The organism is Streptomyces sp. NPDC001530 (genome assembly GCF_042894545.1).
Taxonomy (GTDB): domain Bacteria; phylum Actinomycetota; class Actinomycetes; order Streptomycetales; family Streptomycetaceae; genus Streptomyces.
The window spans coordinates 141961-159866 of the sequence record NZ_JBIAVS010000020.1 but is presented as its reverse complement, the minus strand read 5'-3'; the positions used below and the strand labels follow the sequence as shown (position 1 = coordinate 159866).

15 protein-coding genes and 3 pseudogenes are annotated in these 17906 nt (G+C 69.9%); 8 read left to right on the top strand and 10 right to left on the bottom strand.

The annotated features are described in order from the left end of the window. The first annotated feature begins 157 nt into the window (after positions 1–157). Entirely contained in the window at positions 158–1597 is a 1440-nt protein-coding gene (locus ACFY0T_RS36070; RefSeq protein ID WP_388880491.1) for a pyridoxal phosphate-dependent decarboxylase family protein, read from the top strand. Positions 1598–2036: 439 nt separating this feature from the next. Here ACFY0T_RS36070 and ACFY0T_RS36065 read toward each other — a convergent pair whose 3' ends face one another. From ACFY0T_RS36065 to ACFY0T_RS36045, 5 genes and pseudogenes are all read right to left on the bottom strand, one after another. Beyond that, on the bottom strand, positions 2037–2513 hold the full coding sequence (locus ACFY0T_RS36065; protein WP_388880489.1) for a 4-oxalocrotonate tautomerase family protein: 477 nt from the start codon (positions 2511–2513) through the stop codon (positions 2037–2039). Positions 2514–2686: 173 nt separating this feature from the next. Beyond that, positions 2687–2938, bottom strand: coding sequence for a hypothetical protein (locus ACFY0T_RS36060; RefSeq protein ID WP_388880486.1), 252 nt, complete (start codon positions 2936–2938; stop codon positions 2687–2689). A 402-nt stretch (positions 2939–3340) separates the two neighbouring features. Further along, positions 3341–3544: pseudogene (locus ACFY0T_RS36055) on the bottom strand (hypothetical protein); the annotation flags it as partial. A gap of 234 nt (positions 3545–3778) precedes the next feature. Then, on the bottom strand, positions 3779–4441 hold the full coding sequence (locus ACFY0T_RS36050) for a response regulator transcription factor (protein WP_328868753.1): 663 nt from the start codon (positions 4439–4441) through the stop codon (positions 3779–3781). Next, positions 4416–5588, bottom strand: a complete 1173-nt coding sequence (locus ACFY0T_RS36045; protein ID WP_388880483.1) for a sensor histidine kinase — start codon at positions 5586–5588, stop codon at positions 4416–4418. The genes ACFY0T_RS36050 and ACFY0T_RS36045 overlap by 26 nt, the downstream gene beginning before the upstream one ends. Before the next feature lie 175 nt (positions 5589–5763). Between ACFY0T_RS36045 and ACFY0T_RS36040 the strand changes: the two genes are divergently transcribed. Next, entirely contained in the window at positions 5764–8034 is a 2271-nt protein-coding gene (locus ACFY0T_RS36040; protein WP_388880480.1) for an MMPL family transporter, read from the top strand. Between the two features lie 67 nt (positions 8035–8101). On the opposite strand, the pseudogene ACFY0T_RS36035 reads toward ACFY0T_RS36040, so the two are convergent. The 3 genes and pseudogenes from ACFY0T_RS36035 to ACFY0T_RS36025 form a co-directional block, all read right to left on the bottom strand. Next, positions 8102–9105: pseudogene (locus ACFY0T_RS36035) on the bottom strand (IS5 family transposase). Next, positions 9102–10043, bottom strand: coding sequence for a TniB family NTP-binding protein (locus ACFY0T_RS36030; RefSeq protein ID WP_388880477.1), 942 nt, complete (start codon positions 10041–10043; stop codon positions 9102–9104). The pseudogene ACFY0T_RS36035 and the gene ACFY0T_RS36030 overlap by 4 nt, the downstream one beginning before the upstream one ends. Continuing rightward, positions 10040–10780, bottom strand: a complete 741-nt coding sequence (locus ACFY0T_RS36025) for a Mu transposase C-terminal domain-containing protein (protein WP_388880473.1) — start codon at positions 10778–10780, stop codon at positions 10040–10042. Before ACFY0T_RS36025 ends, ACFY0T_RS36030 begins: the two co-directional genes overlap by 4 nt. A 269-nt stretch (positions 10781–11049) precedes the next feature. Here ACFY0T_RS36025 and ACFY0T_RS36020 point away from each other — a divergent pair, with 269 nt between their 5' ends. The 3 genes and pseudogenes from ACFY0T_RS36020 (at position 11050) to ACFY0T_RS36010 (ending at position 13161) form a co-directional block, all read left to right on the top strand. Then, positions 11050–11415 (top strand): glycoside hydrolase family 78, encoded by a 366-nt coding sequence (locus ACFY0T_RS36020; protein WP_388880470.1) that lies wholly within the window; start codon positions 11050–11052, stop codon positions 11413–11415. Between the two features lie 363 nt (positions 11416–11778). Beyond that, positions 11779–11999: pseudogene (locus ACFY0T_RS36015) on the top strand (transposase); the annotation flags it as partial. A gap of 178 nt (positions 12000–12177) precedes the next feature. After that, complete coding sequence (locus ACFY0T_RS36010; protein WP_388880467.1) at positions 12178–13161, top strand: hypothetical protein; 984 nt, start codon at positions 12178–12180, stop codon at positions 13159–13161. A 67-nt stretch (positions 13162–13228) separates the two neighbouring features. Here ACFY0T_RS36010 and ACFY0T_RS36005 read toward each other — a convergent pair whose 3' ends face one another. Further along, entirely contained in the window at positions 13229–14050 is an 822-nt protein-coding gene (locus ACFY0T_RS36005) for a GNAT family N-acetyltransferase (protein ID WP_388880464.1), read from the bottom strand. A 397-nt stretch (positions 14051–14447) separates the two neighbouring features. Here ACFY0T_RS36005 and ACFY0T_RS36000 point away from each other — a divergent pair, with 397 nt between their 5' ends. Then, positions 14448–14693: a hypothetical protein gene (locus ACFY0T_RS36000; RefSeq protein WP_388880461.1), complete on the top strand. Its 246-nt coding sequence runs from the start codon at positions 14448–14450 to the stop codon at positions 14691–14693. A 70-nt stretch (positions 14694–14763) separates the two neighbouring features. Here the strand turns inward: ACFY0T_RS36000 and ACFY0T_RS35995 are convergent, their stop codons facing one another. After that, positions 14764–15534: an esterase/lipase family protein gene (locus ACFY0T_RS35995; RefSeq protein ID WP_388880458.1), complete on the bottom strand. Its 771-nt coding sequence runs from the start codon at positions 15532–15534 to the stop codon at positions 14764–14766. 589 nt (positions 15535–16123) lie between these two features. Between ACFY0T_RS35995 and tnpA the strand changes: the two genes are divergently transcribed. Continuing rightward, positions 16124–16504 (top strand): IS200/IS605 family transposase, encoded by a 381-nt coding sequence (gene tnpA / locus ACFY0T_RS35990; RefSeq protein WP_388880656.1) that lies wholly within the window; start codon positions 16124–16126, stop codon positions 16502–16504. After that, on the top strand, positions 16501–17706 hold the full coding sequence (locus tag ACFY0T_RS35985; protein ID WP_388880455.1) for an RNA-guided endonuclease InsQ/TnpB family protein: 1206 nt from the start codon (positions 16501–16503) through the stop codon (positions 17704–17706). Before tnpA ends, ACFY0T_RS35985 begins: the two co-directional genes overlap by 4 nt. Positions 17707–17906: the final 200 nt, after the last annotated feature.

Sequence of the window (17906 nt, the reverse complement as noted above, 5' to 3'; positions counted from 1 at the left end):
GCGTAGTGGCTGTATCAGCGCACAATCCTGCGTCGTAGGGCCATCCGGGCGCGGTTTGCGCCATCGGATGCCGCGCTCGGCGGCGCATCCTGGTCACGCTCCGGCCGGTACGCCGGACCGCGCCTTCGTACCCCTCTCACGCACATCGGACTGCCTCATGCACCCCTTCCCCCTGGAACCCGACCGCGCCGCGATGACCGAGATGGGCCGTCTCGTCCTGGACAGGGTCGTCGACCGCACCGACCAGCTCGCGGCCCGCCCAGCGAGCAGCCCCCTGTCGCCGCGGGCCGAGGCCGAGCTGGTGGAGTCCTTCCTGGCACCGCCGCCCGCCCGGGGCAGCGACCTGAAGGCCCTGCTCGCGCGCCTGGACGAGGCCGCCGACTGCGCGCTGGAGACGGCCGGGCCGGGGCACCTGGCCTACATCCCGGGCAGCGGCCTGTATTCGGCCGCGCTCGCCGAGTTCTACAACCGTGCCGTCAACCGCTACGGCGGCCTGGCCTCGGTGGCTCCGGCCCTCGCCGCGCTGGAGGAGAGTGTGATCCGCTGGATGGCCCGCGAGGTGTGCGGCCTGCCGGAGGGCAGCGGCGGACTGCTGACGAGCGGTGGCTCGATGGCCACGTTCTCCGCGACGGTCGCCGCCCGCCACAACAGGCTCGGCGAGGATCTCGCCGGCGGCACCGTCTACACCACCGCCTTCGCCCACCACTCCGTCGCCAAGGCCGCCCGCCTCGCCGGGATCCGCGCGGCTCACATACGTACCGTGCCGCACACCCCGGACCTGCGGATGGACCCCCAGGCCGCCGCCGCGATGATCCGCGCCGACCGGGACGCCGGGCTGCGGCCGTTCCTGCTGGTGGCCACCGCCGGCACCACCGACACCGGCACCATCGACCCGCTGCCTCAGCTGGCCGACCTGGCTCGCCGCGAGGACGTGTGGTTCCACATCGACGCGGCCTACGGAGGCTTCTTCCGGCTCACCGCACGCGGCGAGGAACGCCTCGCCGGTTTCGAGGAGGCCGACTCGATCACCCTGGACCCGCACAAGACCCTGTTCATGCCGTTCGGCACCGGCGCCCTGGTCGTCCGCGACCGTGCCGCCCTGCACGCCGCGCACGATGGCACCGGCAGCTACCTCCAGGACATGGAGGCGGCGGGGAGCGTCCCGGACTCTGGTCAGCTCGGGCCCGAGCTGACCCACGAGATCCGTGGTCTGCGGGCCTGGCTTCCCCTGCACCTGCACGGGGTGGACGCCTTCCGCGAGGCGCTGGACGAGAAGCTCGACCTGGCCGAACACGTCCACGACACGCTGTCCGGCGTCGCGGAGCTGGAGGTCCCGCAGCGCCCGGACCTGTCCACCGTGATCTTCCGCCTCCGCCCCGCCGAGGGCAGCCGGGCCGCCGCCGAGCGGGCCGATGCGGCGAGCCGCCGACTGCTGGAGCGCATCAACGGCCACCGGCGCATCGTGCTCTCCAGCACGGTGGTCGACAGCCGCTACACCCTGCGCGTCTGCGTGGTCTCCCACCGCACCCACCACGACCGCATCGCCGAGGCACTGAAGATCATCACTGCCGAGGCCAAGCGCCACACCCCCGTGTAGGGATCTCCAGCCCCTGCGATGCTCAGGGCGGCCCACTGAAGTGCTCAGTCATGGCCCTGTTCTCCCCGAAGCTACGGCGAAGTGACAAGTAGCTCTCTGTCATCAGAGTGACGCTCGGTCGGGGATAGCGAGGCGGGGTCCGGGGACTTCGCCGTCCTCCGAAGAAGCCCTGCGCCTGCTCGCCTCCTGGGCCGCGGCCCAGGAGACCGCCCCCTCCGCGCCACCGCTCACGGCCGGCTGATACCTCGAGCCCGCCCCCGCCGGTGTCCGCAGGGGTGCGGGGGCGGGGCACCGTGAGCCCCAGGTCGAGGCGCTTGTCCATGTCCAGGCGGAAGGTGCCGTACGGGTTGACGTTCGACCAGAACAGCGCGGTCAGGCCGCGCCGGTCCTACACACGACCTACTTTGCGGCTGGTGTCTGAGCTAGGACACCGGGGCCGTCACGCACCGAGCGCGGCGCGGATGGCCTTGGCCTTCTCCTCGGTGAACACACCGGTGTCGAGGAGGGAGAGGATGGACAGCACGCTGCCGCTGGAGCCCCAGCTGCCCTCGTCGATGACGCGGAAGTTGACCCACCAGGTCGGCGCCGGCTGCGGCAGGCCGCAGGCGCCGGCCAGCGCGGCCAGGATGCGCTCGATGACGGCGGTCCTGACCTCCTGCCGCCAGTCTCCGTCCATCACCGCCACGTCGATCACCATCACGTCGGCGTCCGGGCCGATGTCCGCGAGGAGCCGTCCGCCGATCGCCATCATGTCCGGCTCGCGCTCGACGAAGTGCACCTGGAACCCGACCCGCGCGGGCGGAGCGAACTGCCCCACCTCCGGCACGAGCACCGCATCCGTCAGCGTCTCGGCCAGCTTGCGGCGCTGCTCCAGGCTCAGGCGGCCCTTGAGGCTGTTCACGGTAATGATCGTCACGACATCCTCCTATGACAGTCGTTATAGACAGCTTCACGCTACAGCCTCCTATAACGACTGTCATATCCGGAGCGTGGGAAGGTGCCACGTCGGCGACGGGCGTTCGTGTCCGTTGACAGCGAGTTTGGTTCAGTGGAAGGCAAGGCGTTGACCTGCGTTGACTGGCTTCGCTGTCAACGCGGTCGCGTGGCACCGCTTCGGTGATCAGCGTGGTCGGCCGTGGGGCGGCGTGTCCGCCGGTAGTAGTAGTGGATGCTGTCGTAGGTGACCAAGTAGTCGTGCTGGTCGAGGAGTTCTTGCCAGATCTGCCTCCTGTTGTGCCCTCTGCCGATCATGCTCTCGACCAGGTCAGCGAGTTCGCCGGTGATGTGGTCGGACAGCTGAGCGTTTCCCTGGACGGTCAGCCGGGGGATCTCCAGGGCCACGCGGATTTCCCAGGGGCGAAGAGGTGTGGCGCTGGGCGAGGGTGCGTATCCGTGCGCCGCGTTGGGCGTCCTGCGCGATGCGGTGGGCCATACGCCCGCGCTGGGTGAAGGGGTTCTTGCCGGGGTAGCGTCCGAGTGGCCTGTCGGTGCCGCTGCCGCGGAGGGAGTTGGCGTCAGCCAGGGCTCGTTGGAGCGCTTCGGGCGTGTGGCCCGTGGCGATGGCGAGGATGTCGAGACGGGGTTTTCCGAACCACTGGGGTGGGCCGCAGAGGTAGCAGTGCAGGAAGCTGGGCTTGAGGTGGTTGGCGTGTGCCAGGCGCCGGATGTACGAGGTGATGGATTCGCCGAGACAGGGCCGGAGCCGGATCGGCAGCGGGTCGAAACGCGGTGGCAGGTCGCTGTTCATCGGTAGGCGGCGGTCTTCGTGGCCATGGACGCTGTGGTGTGGGCGGTGTGGTCGAGCGGGATGGCCTGGAGACTCTTCTTGGTGATCTTCTCGGTGCCGGTGAGGATGGCGTCGAGGGCGGCTCCGCGGATGGCGTGGGAGAGGGATCCGATCATGCCGCCGGTGTGGTTGTGCAGGAAGCGGTCTAGGGCGCGTATCGAGTCGTGATCATCGGGTGGTCCTGGTGAGGTCTTTGATCCAGATCATCGAGGCGTGCAGGTGGAGACTGGCGAGGTAGCTGTCGGGAGTCTTGTCGTATCGGGTGTCTCACCGTCCCAGTTCCGGCCTCCTGGTACGTCACGCTCTGGGGCGGGTGAGGCACGTGGAGCCGACGTGAGCCGACCGGTGCACTGATGTCCGGGCGGGGACTCATGGGACATGGCCCGGCACCCGGCTCAGGTTCCGGGGAGGATACGGCGCGTTTCGTAGGCCCACATCGCGATCTCGACCCGGTTGCGGGCGCCGAGTTTGGCCATCAGGCTGGCCAGATGCGTCTTCACCGTGCTGAGGCTGATGTGCAGTGCATCGGCGATCTCGGTGTTGGTCAGCCCGCGAGCGACGGCGAGGAGCACCTGCTCCTCGCGGGCGGTGACGGGGGAGACCGGCTGGGCCACGGGCCGGCCGGCGGGCAGGTCCGCGAATGTCTGGAGCAGACGGACGGTGACGCTGGGCGCAATGAGCGCCTCACCGTCGGACGCCGACCGTACGGCCTGCGCCAGAAGGTCTGGTCCCGTGTCCTTGAGGAGGAATCCGCGGGCGCCGGCACGCAGTGAGCCGTAGACGTACTCGTCGAGGTCGAACGTGGTGATGACGACCACGGCCAGCGGGTCGGCGACGCCCGGGCCGGCGACCAGCCGGGTGGCCTCGAGCCCGTCGAGTACGGGCATGCGGATGTCGAACAGGCAGACGTCGGGGCGCAGTTCGCGGGCCAGACGTACCGCTTCCTGTCCGTCGGCGGCCTCGCCGACCACCTCGATGCCGGGCTGGGCGTTCAGCATGATCCGCAACCCGGTGCGGATGATGGTCTGGTCATCAGCGACGAGGACGCGAATGGACACCGCTCTCGCTCCTCGCTCTCGGCAGTTCGGCTTCGACATGCCAGCCCCGGTCGATACCCGGGCCGGCTCGTAGTGTGCCGCCGAGCAGAGTCGCGCGCTCGCGCAGTCCGGTAAGTCCGTATCCGTCGCGACCCCGGCCGGTGCGCCGGCCGTTGTCGCGCACGCTCACCCGTACCGTGTGCCGTTCCGCGGCGACCCGAACGACGAGCTCGGTCGCGTCGACCGCATGGCGCAGCGCGTTGGTCACCGACTCCTGCACGATCCGGTAGACGGCCGCGTCCACGGCCGGGGGCAGCGCGTCCAGTTCGCCGTCGAGCCCCAGGTCGACCCTGAGGCGACCACCCGGGGTGCGCACCAGGCGCTCCAGATCCGCGACTCCGGCAGGGGGCGCCAGCTCGCCGCCGACCCCGCGGTCGCGCAGCGCGGCGACCATGGCGCGCATTTCCTCCAGCGTGCGCGCCCCTTCCTCCTCGACCCCCTCCAGCGCCTTGACGGCGGCGGACGGGTCGGCGCCCGCGAGCACCCCGCCCGCCTGGGCGATGATCACCATGGCCGACACGTGGTGGGCCACGGTGTCGTGCAGTTCCCGGGCGAGCTGCTCGCGCTCGCGGGAGCGCACCTGCTCCAGCTGCCGCTGGCGAGCGGTCACCCAGAACCGCACGGCAGCCCCGAACACGCCGGGCAGCAGCAGGAAGACGAAGCCCACGACGTTCTCGACGACCGGCGTCTCGTCCGTGACGGAACACAGCGCGCCGGCCGTGAGGATCACCGCGCCGCCCAGCACGATCTCGCTTCCCGATCCCCACCGGGGCAGCGCGTACACCAGCACGAGCACGACCGCGCCGGTGTACAGGCCGACGGGATCGCGCGGAGCGGCGACCAGCGAGGCCACCTGAAGCAGGATCACCGAGCCGAACGCCAGCGTCACCATCGCCAGCGGGCGGGTCCGGCGCCACAGGGGCAGCAGGCACAGCCATACGGCGAACACCACCGCCACCGGCTGCCACACGACGTTCTCGCGCAGGGTGGCCTCCAGCACCACACCGCCCAGGCCCGCGGCGAGCAGCACCCAGTCCCGCCACACCCGGGCGGGCGCGTCGGGCGGACGGGGTTCGGTCCACAGGGTTCGCAGGTCTTCTCGCAGCACGGTTCTCAGCCTAGGGACCGCGGCGTGCCGCGCATCGGCCGAAAGGACGGTTCGTCACTCCGCCCCGGGGCCGACGGATCCGCGGCCCGCGGGCCGATGCCGCGGAGCGCCGTGGCGACGAGCCTCGGCATCGGCGGCCGTACAAGGACGGCCGACGAGGTGGTTGGAGGACCCGATGCTCTCGAAAGCCCTGTTGCGCCTGGGCGCAAGCGCCGCCCGCCATCCCTGGCGGGTGATCGCGGCATGGCTGATCGCCGCCACGCTTGCCGTCCTCGCCGCGATCGCCTTCGGCGGGCGCACTGCGGACTCGATGACCGCTCCGGGACTGGACTCCCAACAGGCCGCGCAACTGATCGAGCGGGCCGGCACCGGCCAGGAGGGGATGACCGCCCAAGTGGTCGTCACCCCCCTCGACGACGGTGCGACGTTCTTCGACGACGACGGCGCGCGCACCGCTCTCACGCGGCTGCAGACCGAGGTGCAGCGGCTGCCGCACGTGCTCGGCACGAGCGACCCGGCGGGGGCACTCGACGCGGGCGGGGACACCGCCGTGCGCGGCGGCCTCGTCTCGGCCGACGGGCGGATCGCGGTCGTCCGGGTGCAGTACCCCGACCAGAGCCGGCTGTCGGCCGAAGACCTCGACGCCCTCGTCGATCTCGGCGACCGGCTGCGCGCCGAACTGCCCCTGCGCATCGAGATGGGCGGGAACCTCTTCTACGCCTTCTCCGACCCCGACGGCGGCGTAAGCGAGTTGATCGGCCTCCTCGCCGCGGCCGCGATCCTGTTCCTGGCGTTCGGTTCGCTCGTCGCCGCCGCGCTGCCGATCGGCATGGCGGTCTTCGGGCTGACCGTCGGGGTCGCCACGATGACGGTACTGGCGGGGGTGACGGACGTCCCGACCTTCGCCCCTGTCCTGGGCAGCATGGTCGGGCTCGGAGTGGGCATCGACTACGCGCTGTTCGTGCTCGCCAGGCACCGGGAGTACCTCGCGCGCGGGCTCGATCCCCGCGAGGCGGCGGGGCGAGCGGTGGCCACGGCGGGGAGGCCCGTGGTCTTCGCCGGCGGCACCGTCGTCGTATCGATCCTCGGCCTGGCGGTCGCGAACGTACCGTTCATGACGGTGGGCGGGCTCGCCGTCTCGATCGTCGTCCTGACCATGGTGGTCGCGTCGGTGACGCTGCTGCCGGCCTTCCTCGGCGCCGCCGGCCCACGCCTGGCCCGGGCCGGCCGGATCGGCCGGGCTCTGCAGACCAGGAAGCTGGGCCGACTCGCACGGCGGCGGGACCCGGCGGCAGGCGCCGCCCACGCCGCCGGGTGGCGTCGCTGGATCGGGCACGTCAGCCGGCACCCGGTGCCGTACGCGGTCGGCGCGGCGGGGCTGCTGCTGACCGCGACGCTGCCCGTGTTCGGCCTGCGCGTCGGCCTGCCCGACGACGGCTCACTGCCCCACAGCCGTACCGAGCGCCGGGCCTACGACCTCGTCGCCGAGGGGTTCGGCCCGGGCACCAACGGTCCCCTCGTCATCGCCGCGGACCCCACCGGTGATCCGGGAGTGCTGGACCGACTCGTCGGGGCGGTCGCGGCGGATCCGGGCATCGCATCCGTCGCGCCGACGCACATCGATCGGGCCACCGGCATCGCGACCCTCGTGGTGTTCCCGACCACCAGCCCTCAGGACAAGGCCACGGCCGACACCATCGCCCGGCTGCGCACCGACGTGCTGCCCACGGCGATCGGGCACGGCCCGGCCAGGGTCCACGTCGGCGGCGCCGCCGCGAGCCTGTCCGATGTGGGCCAACGCACCAGCCAACGCCTGCCGGTGTTCGTCGCCGCCGTGCTGGCGATGTCGTTCCTGCTGCTGATGCTGGTCTTCCGCTCGGTACTCGTACCGCTCAAGGCGGTACTGCTGAATCTGCTGAGCATCGGCGCGGCCTACGGCATCATGGTCGCGGTCTTCCAGTGGGGCTGGGGAAGCGCACTCATCGGGCTGGAAGCGACGGTTCCGATCGTGTCGTTCATCCCGATGTTCCTCTTCGCCATCCTGTTCGGCCTGTCGATGGACTACGAGGTGTTCCTCCTCTCCCGCGTACGCGAGGAGTACCTGCGCACCGGCGACAACGGCACGGCGATCGTTGAGGGCGTCTCGCGCACCGCCCGGATCATCACCTCGGCCGCCCTCATCATGGTGGCGGTCTTCCTGTCCTTCGCCGTCGCCGATGACCCCTCCACCAAAATGTTCGGGCTCGGCCTGGCCACCGCGATCTTCATCGACGCCACGGTCGTACGCATGGTGCTGGTACCGGCGACCATGACACTCCTCGGCCGGACCAACTGGTGGCTGCCGAAGTGGCTGGACCGGGTGCTTCCCCGCGGCCCGGTCGGCACCGACGACACCGACGCGGAATCCACGGGTGAGGCCCCGCGTCCACGGCTGGTTGACCGTTGACTCAACTCCTGCCCGCCCTTGGCGTCCGGCACCTCAGCGCGTCACCTAGGGGCATATCGAGTCGTGATCATCGGGTGGTCCTGGTGAGGTCCTTGATCCAGATCATCGAGACGCGCAAGTGGAGACCTGCGAGGTAGCTGTCGGGAGTCCTGTCGTATCGGGTGGCGATGCCTCGCCATGCCTTGAGCTTGTTGATCAGGCGTTCGACGGTGTTCCGCTCCTTGTAGAGATCGGCGTCGTGGCTGACGGGTCGGCCACCTCTGGAGCCCTTCTTCTTCCGGTTGGCGGCCTGGTCCTTCTTCTTGGGGATGACCGCCTTGATACGGCGTTTGCACAGGTGGGCGCGGTTTCCGCGGGACGAGTACGCCTTATCCCCGGCGACCGCGTCCGGCCGGATGCGGGGTCGGCCGACGGGCCCGCGTACCCGTACCTTCTTCAGGACGGGGATGAACTGCGGGCTGTCCGCTGCCTGGCCTGTGGTCAGGATGAACGCCGGCGGGCGGCACTTGCGGTCGGCGGCGAGGTGGACCTTGCTGGTCTGCCCGCCTCTGGAACGTCCGAGGAGGGCGGCCTTCAGCCGGAGTTTCCGCCGACGCCGGATGCGTCGTCGTTCTTCCAGCGCGGGATCACTTTCGGTCTCTTGCCCGTTTTGCTCTTCGAGGCCGCCCCCTTTGACCTGGCCTTCTCCTCCTCGGCCGCGGCTTTCTCCAGGGCGGTGACGACGTCCTCGTCGAGGTGCATCCCGGCCGCGTCGTGGTGGGCTCGGGCGGTGGTGGAGTCGATGCTGACCAGGGACAGGTCCACCTCACCCCGCTTCGCGGCTTCCGTGATCAGGCCCTCCAGCAGGGCCTCGAAGACGCCGGCGTCACGCCACTGCCGGAAGCGGTTGTGGACGGTCGACCAGGCGCCGAACTCCGTCGGCATCTCCCGCCACTGCCCGCCCGTCTTGAACCGCCGGATCACGCCCTCGAACTGCTGCCGCAGTCGCTCGGGGTACGGGCCGTGCTCGCCGATCGGCAGGTACGGCTCGATGAACTCCCAATCCGGATCGGTCAGTTGCACTCGCGTCACGTAAGACCGTCTATCAGACCGGACCGTGCCACGAAGGCACATCCCGCAAATTGATCACGACTCGATACGCGCCCTAGGTCGGTGAGGGTGCCAGGGCGGTGGTCGTGCAGCCGCAGGGTGTCTTCCATGGTGGCGACCAGGCCCTTCCATTCGTTGTTGTAGGGGAAGGGGCGGGAGGGGATCAGGGTGAAGCGGCCGGCGATCTGGGCGCCGCGTGTTCCGGACAGCAGGCCGGAATCGTCGATGTCGATGCCGGCATAGACGAAGGTGGCGGGTAGGCGCTCGGAGAAGTACTTGAGGGTGTCGGCGACTTCGGCGCCCTGGCGGCTGGTGAGCGAGATGTTGTGGAGCTCGTCGACCAGCACCAGCGCGGTGCGGGTGTCGGTGCAGACACCGACGACAGCCTCGATGATGTCGGTCATGTTCGAGCGGGCCCGCACCGGCAAGCCCAGGAAGCGGGCGAACTCGGTCGCGATCATGCGGGCGGTCGCTGCGGGCGGGACGGTGACATAGACGACCGGGATCCGGTCCGCGGCATGGGGGCGCCGGGCCCGGTCCAGGAGTTCGTGGGAGCGCCCCAACTGCGTGATGGCGATCGTCTTTCCGGTTCCCGCCGGGCCGGAAACGATCAGCCCGCGGCGGGCGCTGATCGCGTGCCGGTTCAGCAGCACCAGACGACGGCCGCAGATCGCCGTCCGCTCGACGAACGAGGTGGCGACGGTGAGCATCCGAGCGTGATGGTCAAGACGGGCCTCGTCATAGAGATTCCGCTCGGCCGCCGGCATGTGCTGCCAAGTGCTGCGTGACGCCAAGACCGGGGGTGCGGGAGGGCCGTCGATGAACCGACGCCATCCGGTCAACGTGTTCAGCTGTCGGCCGGCCTCTGCGTCGGTCTCCTGCGGCCCGGTGCGCCGGGGCGCCGGTTTGAGGTTGGTCACGTGCGCCTCCAAGGATCGGCCAGCGGGTCAAACAGGCCCAGCGGGATGACCTCGGCCAGAGCAGAGTCCGCTGTGTCCTCGTCCATGGGCTCGCTCGCTGCCGGCGGATCGGGGATCTCCCGGCTCGGGGCGGTCGCCCGGGCGCGGGCCGCGACGCGGCGGTCTTTCCGGGATCGCTTGGCCGGCGGGCTCTTCTCGCCTGCAGGGCCGTCGTGGGCGCGTTTGAGCAGCGCGGCTGCGGCTTCCGCGATCTGGGTTTCGCTGCCGTTCGGGAGCTGCTGGCGGGCGTGATCCCAGGCCATCTCGCCGAATGGGACGCCGACACGGTGCAGGTGCCGCCAGAAGACGGTGATCCACCGGTCTCTCTTGCCGCGGCGGTCGCGTACCCAGATCCGGGAGATGTCGTAGGGGTCGTAGTGGACCTCCCATAGGCCCTTCTTCTCTGCGATCCCGGAGTGCTGACGGCGCAGTGGGTTCAACTCCGGGCTGTCGTAGGTGCGGCGCTTGATCCGGATGCCGTAGGCGTTGATCGCATGCCACCGTTCCGGCAGCAGCTCGACGTAGTCATCACCGCTCAACGGAGTCGGAACGTAGCCGGATGACTCCAGCAGCATCGCGTACTTCTCGTTCGGCGAGAACGCCCGCTTCGGCGCGTCCGGATCGCGCAGCGCGTCGTGCGGCCGGTTCTGCCAGACGGTGACGATCCACTCGTCCAACAGGTCCTGCAGCTCGGGCAAGGACCACAGCGGTCCGTCTGCCACATGCCGGCCGCGGCCGTGGGAACTGTGGACGAAGGCCGACGGCACCGACAACCACAGGGCGGCAGGGCTGTCACCAGCAACCACAGCCTGGAGAACAGCAACTGGGGCAAGAACGGGCTCACCGACGGCGCCCTCACCAGCGTGACCGGCGCCCAAGGGCTACACCAGCAACGACTTCCCCTTCGCTGACGTCAGCGCCGACCCCGTCTGGGCGGAGGTCGACCTCGGCGCCGACACCGACCTCGATGCCGTACGCCTCTTCCCGCGCACCGACACCCCCGGCCGCCGGCACGGCGGGCTTCCCTGTCGACTTCACTCTGCAGACCCGAGCCAACGGCTCGACGGCCTGCACCGCCGTCCGTCCTGTGACCTCCGAGCCCAACCCCAACGGACGCGTGCAGACGTACGACTTCAAGACGACCACCGCCCGCTACCTGCACCCGCAGGCCACCAGGCTCGACACCCCCGCTTCCGACGAGACCACCAAGTACCGCCTCCAGCTTGCCGAGTTCACCATCCCCACAGGCGAGACCACCGTCACCAGCAACTACACGCGGGAGAATGGCGACTGGGGGAGTCCCGGATCCTCGACGGCACCACCACCAGCGTGACCGGTGCCAAGGGCTACACCAGCATCGACTTCTCCTCCGCGGACATCAGCTCCACGCCCGTCTGGGGCGAGGTCGACCTCGGCACCAACCGTGCCATGGGGTCGGTCACCCTTCACCCCCGCACCGACGCTGCGGCCGGCGGGGGCACGGCGGGCTTCCCCGTCGACTTCACTCTGCAGACCCGGGCCAACGGCTCCACGGCCTACACCACCGTCGCACCGTCACCGGAAGGCCAACCCCAACGGAGCCGCCCAGACCTACACCCTCACCGGCGCCACCGGCCGCTACCTGCGCCTGAAGGCCACCAAACTCGGTACACCCGCCGCCGACGAATCCACCTGCTATCGCCTGCAGTTGGCCGAGATCCGCATCAAGGAGCGCGGGTTGGACATCGGCAAAGAGCATCACCCTTGCGTCGTGATCGACGGGCTGGGGAACGCCTCCTGTCACGCCGGGTTCTGAACGACGAGACAGAGCTGCTGCAACTGATCGGCGACGTCCGCGCGTTGTCCGAAGACGTGCTGTGGGCAGTCGACCTCAACCATGGTTGCGGCGCGCTGCTGATCGGGCTCCTACTCAGCCACTATGACCAGCACTCCGGCCGTTCCCCTCATCACGGCCCCGCGCGAGCCGGGCACCCCCCTCCCCGGGCGTGCCCGGCGGGAAGATGCGCGAGCAGCCATTTGGGGGCACGGTGGAAGAGGGGTGGGGCCGTTCATCGGCTGATTCTTGCCGAGCATCGCACTAGCCGAAGGAAACGTGATGGCCGTAGCAACAGACATGCTCGTGCCCGCGCTGCGCGAGGTCCGTGACGCGCAGGCTGCGCTTGCCGACCGTTGCAAAGCTCACCTCGCGGTCACGCCCGCCGGGGAGTACCGGGAATTCTTGGAGCGCCGCGTCGGCGACGCCCGAGGCCACGTTTACCGCATCGACGAACGTCTGGGTACGCTGCAGCCCCGCGGGCTGATGCACACCGTGTTCGGGAATGCCCTGCATCTCACCTGGCAGGCTGCCCGGCTGCCCTTCGACGCGGCCATGGCCGTCCCGAGCGCCGTGTTGCGGGGGCAGGAGAAGGCGACGGAGCAGCAGCTGCTGAAGAACGCCGAGGACGAGTACGCGGTCGCCGCGTTCGCCGTGGCCCTCTGCCGGGCCGCCGAGCGCATCGCCCAGGAGGCCGAGGACACCGCCAGCTCGGAACTGCTCGGCTCCATCCGCCGCGACGACGAGGAGGCGCTGGAAGAACTCGGCAGCAGCCTCGACGAGCACGCCGAGGCAGCGGTGGCGGCCGCCGAGACCACCGAGGGCCTGGGAACGGCCGGGGCCGCCCAGGCGGTCCGTGACTGGAGCAACTGGCTTCGGGAGACGGCCGAGCGCATGCCTGGCGTGGACCTGCTCCAAGGCGCGCCTGAAGGAGCCCTCATCACGGAGGACGAGCTGCCGATTTCCGACTACCGCAGGCTCAGCACCAGGATGATCCTCGACCGGCTCCCCCACCTGTCCCAGGCGGATCTGGCCACGATCGGCGCCTATGAGCGTTCCCGCGCCGGTCGGCCTGCCATCCTGAGCAGGATCGCGGACCTGCTCGGGCCCGTGCCCTTTCCCGGTTACGACACCATGACTGCGGAGGAGATTCGCAAGCGCCTCGGTGACGCCGAGGAGGGCCTCATCGGGCGGGTGCTGGATTACGAGCGTCGTCATCAGGCACGCTCCACCGTCCTCACGGCGGCCGAACGAGTCCACGCCTGACGGCCCGGGTTCGTTCGGGGCCGCCTCGGCCACGACCCATTGCAGGGCCGGCGTCACACCCCTGGGATCACGCGGCAGGCCGCGGGACTCGGGGGTGTCGGTGCTGGTAGGTCCACAGCCGGTCGACGAGGCTGAAGCCCAAGGACTCGAACAGCCGGGGAGCGGCCTGGCTGTCCGGGCCGGGCTGCGGGGCGTCGTCGACGACGAGGGCGACCTCGGTGGCGCCTTGCTCGGCCAGCAGGGCCAGGGCCTGCCTGAGCAGCTTGCGGCCCAAGCCGCGGCGGCGGTGGGTGGGCCGGGTCTCGATCCAGTACACGGTCCCGGTGCGCTCGGGTCCGACGCTGACCACGGCCTCGGCAACCGGCTCGGCGGCGTCGCGGATGATCAGTCGGTGGCCCGGGGGGACGTCGCAGGGGAAGACGTCGGCGACCAGCTTGGCCGGCAAGGGCTCGGCGGGTAGCGCGCAGTACAGGTAGGAGCCCTCGCGGCGGCCGGTGAAGCCGGTCTGCAGCAGGGCGTCGTGGGTGGCGCCGCGGTGGGCGCGGGGAAGGCCGCCCGGCCCCAGGGGACCTGGAGGAGCGCACACGAATGCCTCGGTCTGCGGGCAGTGGGCGAGGTCGGCGAGGGCGTGACGGAGCAGGGCACGCAGGGCAGCGGGGTCCTCGTGGGCGTGAACCCAGCAGATCAGACCGGTGTGCACACCTGTCCAGGACAGGTACGTGATGATGCCTCGCGGGCAGTCCTCGGCATCGGCCAGGATGCCGATCCGCGGCCGGACCGGCATTGTCCAGTCGGCCAGGGGGACATCACCGCGCCACGCCGCGGCCAGCTTCCCCGGGGCGCAGTGCGGCTGTCCCGGCAGCCGGTCGGCATCGATCAGTTCTCGCACCCCAGATTCGTCCTCGGGGCGATACGGGCGTAGCGTCGACCCGCTCTCGGGGCTGGGCGAAAGGGCCATCCTGTCCATCCGCACACAAGCTGAGGTTCTTACCGGCTACCTATCAGAGTCCTCCGTTTCGACCCTGATGTCACGGGGAACCCCGGCTGTTCCATGGGGATGTCGGTGCTCCTCAAAAATGGCTCTGGCCGCGGTTCCGGTTCCCTGAACCGGCCTCGTACCGTCACTTCCTCTGCCACAGTCGACCGACACGGCCTGGCGGCAGGAACAGCAGTCTTGCGCCGCGAAGTCGGACGTCTGCCGCATGCCGGGTCACCACACACCACGGGAGGATCACCACACACCACGGGAGGAAGCGATGATCGCGTGAGTAGCCGTATGGGAGCCGATGCCCGATGACGACCGGGACTGGGTGCTGGAAGCGGCCGCCGGCGTTCCTGGAGTGCACGGCGCGTATCACCTCGTGGACCCGGCCACGGGCAACAGACTGTCCATCGCGTTCTTCGAGGACGAAGCGGCTGCCGCGGCTGCGCGCCAAGCCATCGTGAAGAGGGCGGAGGAGATCGGCTGGCACGATGAGCCCCACCCGGCGCCGGCGTCCGAGACGATCTATGAGGTCATGCGCCATGCATAGCCGTCAAGCCCTGGCATAACGTCCGTGCCGGCCAAATCCCCCGCTTCACGGGACTGGGTGCGAGCCAATGTCAGAGATTCTCGTCAGGTGACCGGCCCACCACACGCGGCGGGGAGTCGCCGTGCGGGCGGGATACGACAGAAGTGGCCTGCTGGGCCGCGGTCAGCAGCGCGCGCACCTGGTCGATGACCGGCTGGTGAAGGGGGAGCGTCAGGTGGCCAACGCCAGGCACGAGTATGTTGCGGGCCTTGAGGTCGGAATGGTCGATACGGGCCCTGGAGGCTGGGACGACGGCCTCGTCCAGGTCGCTGTAGAAGGCCACGAACCGGGTGCGGCATCCCGCCGCCGGCTCGGCGAGTTCGGTGAGCAACTCGCTTCCCGGCCGTAGCTGGCGCATCAGCGGATGGGGCTGGGCCAGCAGGGCCGTTGCGGTCCCGCTGTGCGGCGTCCCCAGCGTGATCAGCAGCGGCACGTACGCGTCCCCACCGAGCCGCTGCGCGTAGTAGCGGGCCATCAGCCCGCCCAGGCTGTACCCGATCACGACCACGGGCCGACCCTCGCTGCGGGAGTACGCCTGCTCCACCTGGTCGCCCAGCGCCCGGGCCTCCGTGCGGACGTCCGGGCTGAGCGCGTTGTAGCTGAACTGGCTGAAGGGGCCCACGCCGCAGGCCAGCAGCCCGCGCTGCAGTGGCGTGAAGACCGATGTCCCGTCGGCCAGCCCGTGCACCAACAGCACCGCGATCCCCGCATCCGCCGGCGGTAGCTCGTCCCGGCCCGTCGGCCGCCAGGGCAGGGCACGACCCAATCGCTCGGTCAGCTGCCCGACACTCTCCGCAGCCATCTCGAGCGGGAGCTGGACCAAGCGCACGGCAGCCCTGCCTGCCTCGACACCGACGCCGCGCACAGGTGACAGCCCCGGCACCGAGAGCTGTGGCTTGATGGGAATACCCGTAGCCGTTCACCTTCCCTACATACGCCCCCACTTTTCCCGTATAGGGAACGCTGCGTGCTCCGGCCCGATTCCCATACCACCGCAGCAGTTCTCTGTAGTTCACGCTCGCTGCTCCCCTGCGCCCGTGTCCGGTCGGTGCAGGGACTCACGCAGGCCAGGATAGTTCCGTGGCGGCTACGCCTGCAGCGGCGGCGTGGAGGACCGCGGGGGAGCCGAGGGACATCGGGAGCGCCGACGGAACCGGTCGATGTCGTGCGCGGTGATGATTCCGCCGATCCGGTCGCCGTCCATGACCCGAATGGGCAGGCCCCCCAGAGCCGAGGCGCTTCAGGATGGATGTGGCGCGCGGAGCGGCGCAGCGGCTTGTTTTGAACATCAATCACAGTCCGTGCTCTATTAGTCACGCACCGCGCGTAGAGTAGGTGTGTGGTTGTGACAGGAAGGTTCGCCGGTTCTCCGGCGGCGTGTACGGCCTCGGCTGCACGTGGTGTGGTGCCCGAAGTGCCGCCGTCCAGTCCTCGGCGGCCCAGTCGCAGTTCGGCTGTGCGAGTTGATCGAGCAGAAGGCTGACGAACGGGGGTGGGAGATCGTGGCGCTTGAGGTCATTCCCGACCATGTGCACCTGGTCGTCAGGCACGGCCCGAAGGCGTCGGCGTCGTACGTGGCCAACCAGTTCGAGGGCGTCATCTCGCGCGTGCTGCGGGCGGAGTTCCCGTACCTGAAGTCGAGGCTCCCCACGCTGTGGTCGTCGTCGTACTTCGCCGCTTCTGTCGGCGCGGTCAGTGCCGGGACGGTGCAGCGGTACGTCGAGACGCAGTGGGTGCGCCCGTGGAGGAGGGGCACGGGGGAGCGGGCGTGATCCGTGCGTACAAGTTCCTCCTGCGCCCCACGGTCCGTCAGGCGCAGGCCCTGCGGGAGATGCTCGTCGATCACTGCTGCCTCTACAACGGCGCGCTGCAGGAGCGGCGGGACGCCTGGCGGCACCGCTCGAAGACGAGCATCAGGTACGGCGGCCAGTCCGCGCAGCTCAAGGAGATCCGGACGTTCGACCCGGAGCGTCAGGGCCGCTGGTCCTTCTCCAGCCAGCAGGCCACCCTTCGGCGGCTGGACAAGGCGTTCCAGGCGTTCTTCCGCCGGGTCAGGAACGGTGAGAAGCCCGGCTACCCCAGGTTCAAGGGCGCGGGCCGCTTCGACACCGTGACGTTCCCCAGGGACGGGGACGGCTGCCGCTGGGACTCCACCCCGCACGATGCGCAGACCCGTGTCCGGCTGCAGGGTGTCGGCCACGTCCGGGTGCACCAGCACCGGCCGGTGAGGGGCCGGGTGAAGACGATCAGCGTGAAGCGGGAGGGCCACCGCTACGTCGTCCTGTCGTGCGACAACGTGCCCGCCGAGCCGCTGCCGGCCACCGGTGCGGTCGTCGGCATCGACCTGGGCGTCACGCACTTCCTGACCACCTCGAACGGCGAGCACCTCGCCAACCCCCGTTTCCTCAACGCGGCGGCGGAGGAACTCGCCGCAGCGCAGCGGCACCTGGCGACGTTCCCCCAGCGCACCAAACGGCGCACCAAGGCGCACCGCGCCGCCGCCCGCAAGGTCGCCAAGATCCACGCAAAGATCCGGCGCCGGCGCCTGGACCACGCGCACAAGACCGCGCTGACCCTGGTGCGCGACCACGACGCGATCGCGCACGAGCGGCTGAACACGGCGGGCATGACCCGCACCCCCAGACCACAGCCCGATCCCGAACAGCCCGGGGTGTTCCTCCCGAACCAGCGGGCCGCGAAGGCCGGGCTGAACCGATCGATCCTCGACGCGGGTTGGGGGGTGTTCCTCGCGATCCTCGCCAACAAGGCTGAAAGCGCCGGTCGGACCGTCATCGGAGTGAACCCCCGCAACACCTCCCGCACCTGCCCGGACTGCGGGCACGTCGCGAAGGAGAACCGCATCACCCAGCCGAAGTTCCAGTGCACCGCGTGCGGCATGACCGCAAACGCCGACCACGTCGCTGCATTGAACATCCTCAACAGGGCCGGGCTGGCCCTCTGCGACGCTGCCTAGCCAGCGCCGCAGGAAGCCCCCGCGTTTACGCGTGGGTGGAGTCACGTCCCGCAGAGTGAAACCTGACCTCCGACTGGCCGCCCAGGCGTGCGGCGGCACGGCGGTGCTCGGTGTGCGGCTGCTATCAAGTGCCTGCGGATCCGGGTCGGCATCGCATCGGCGAAGGGTGACGCGGCCCGCACACCGCCGGCGAGTCCCTT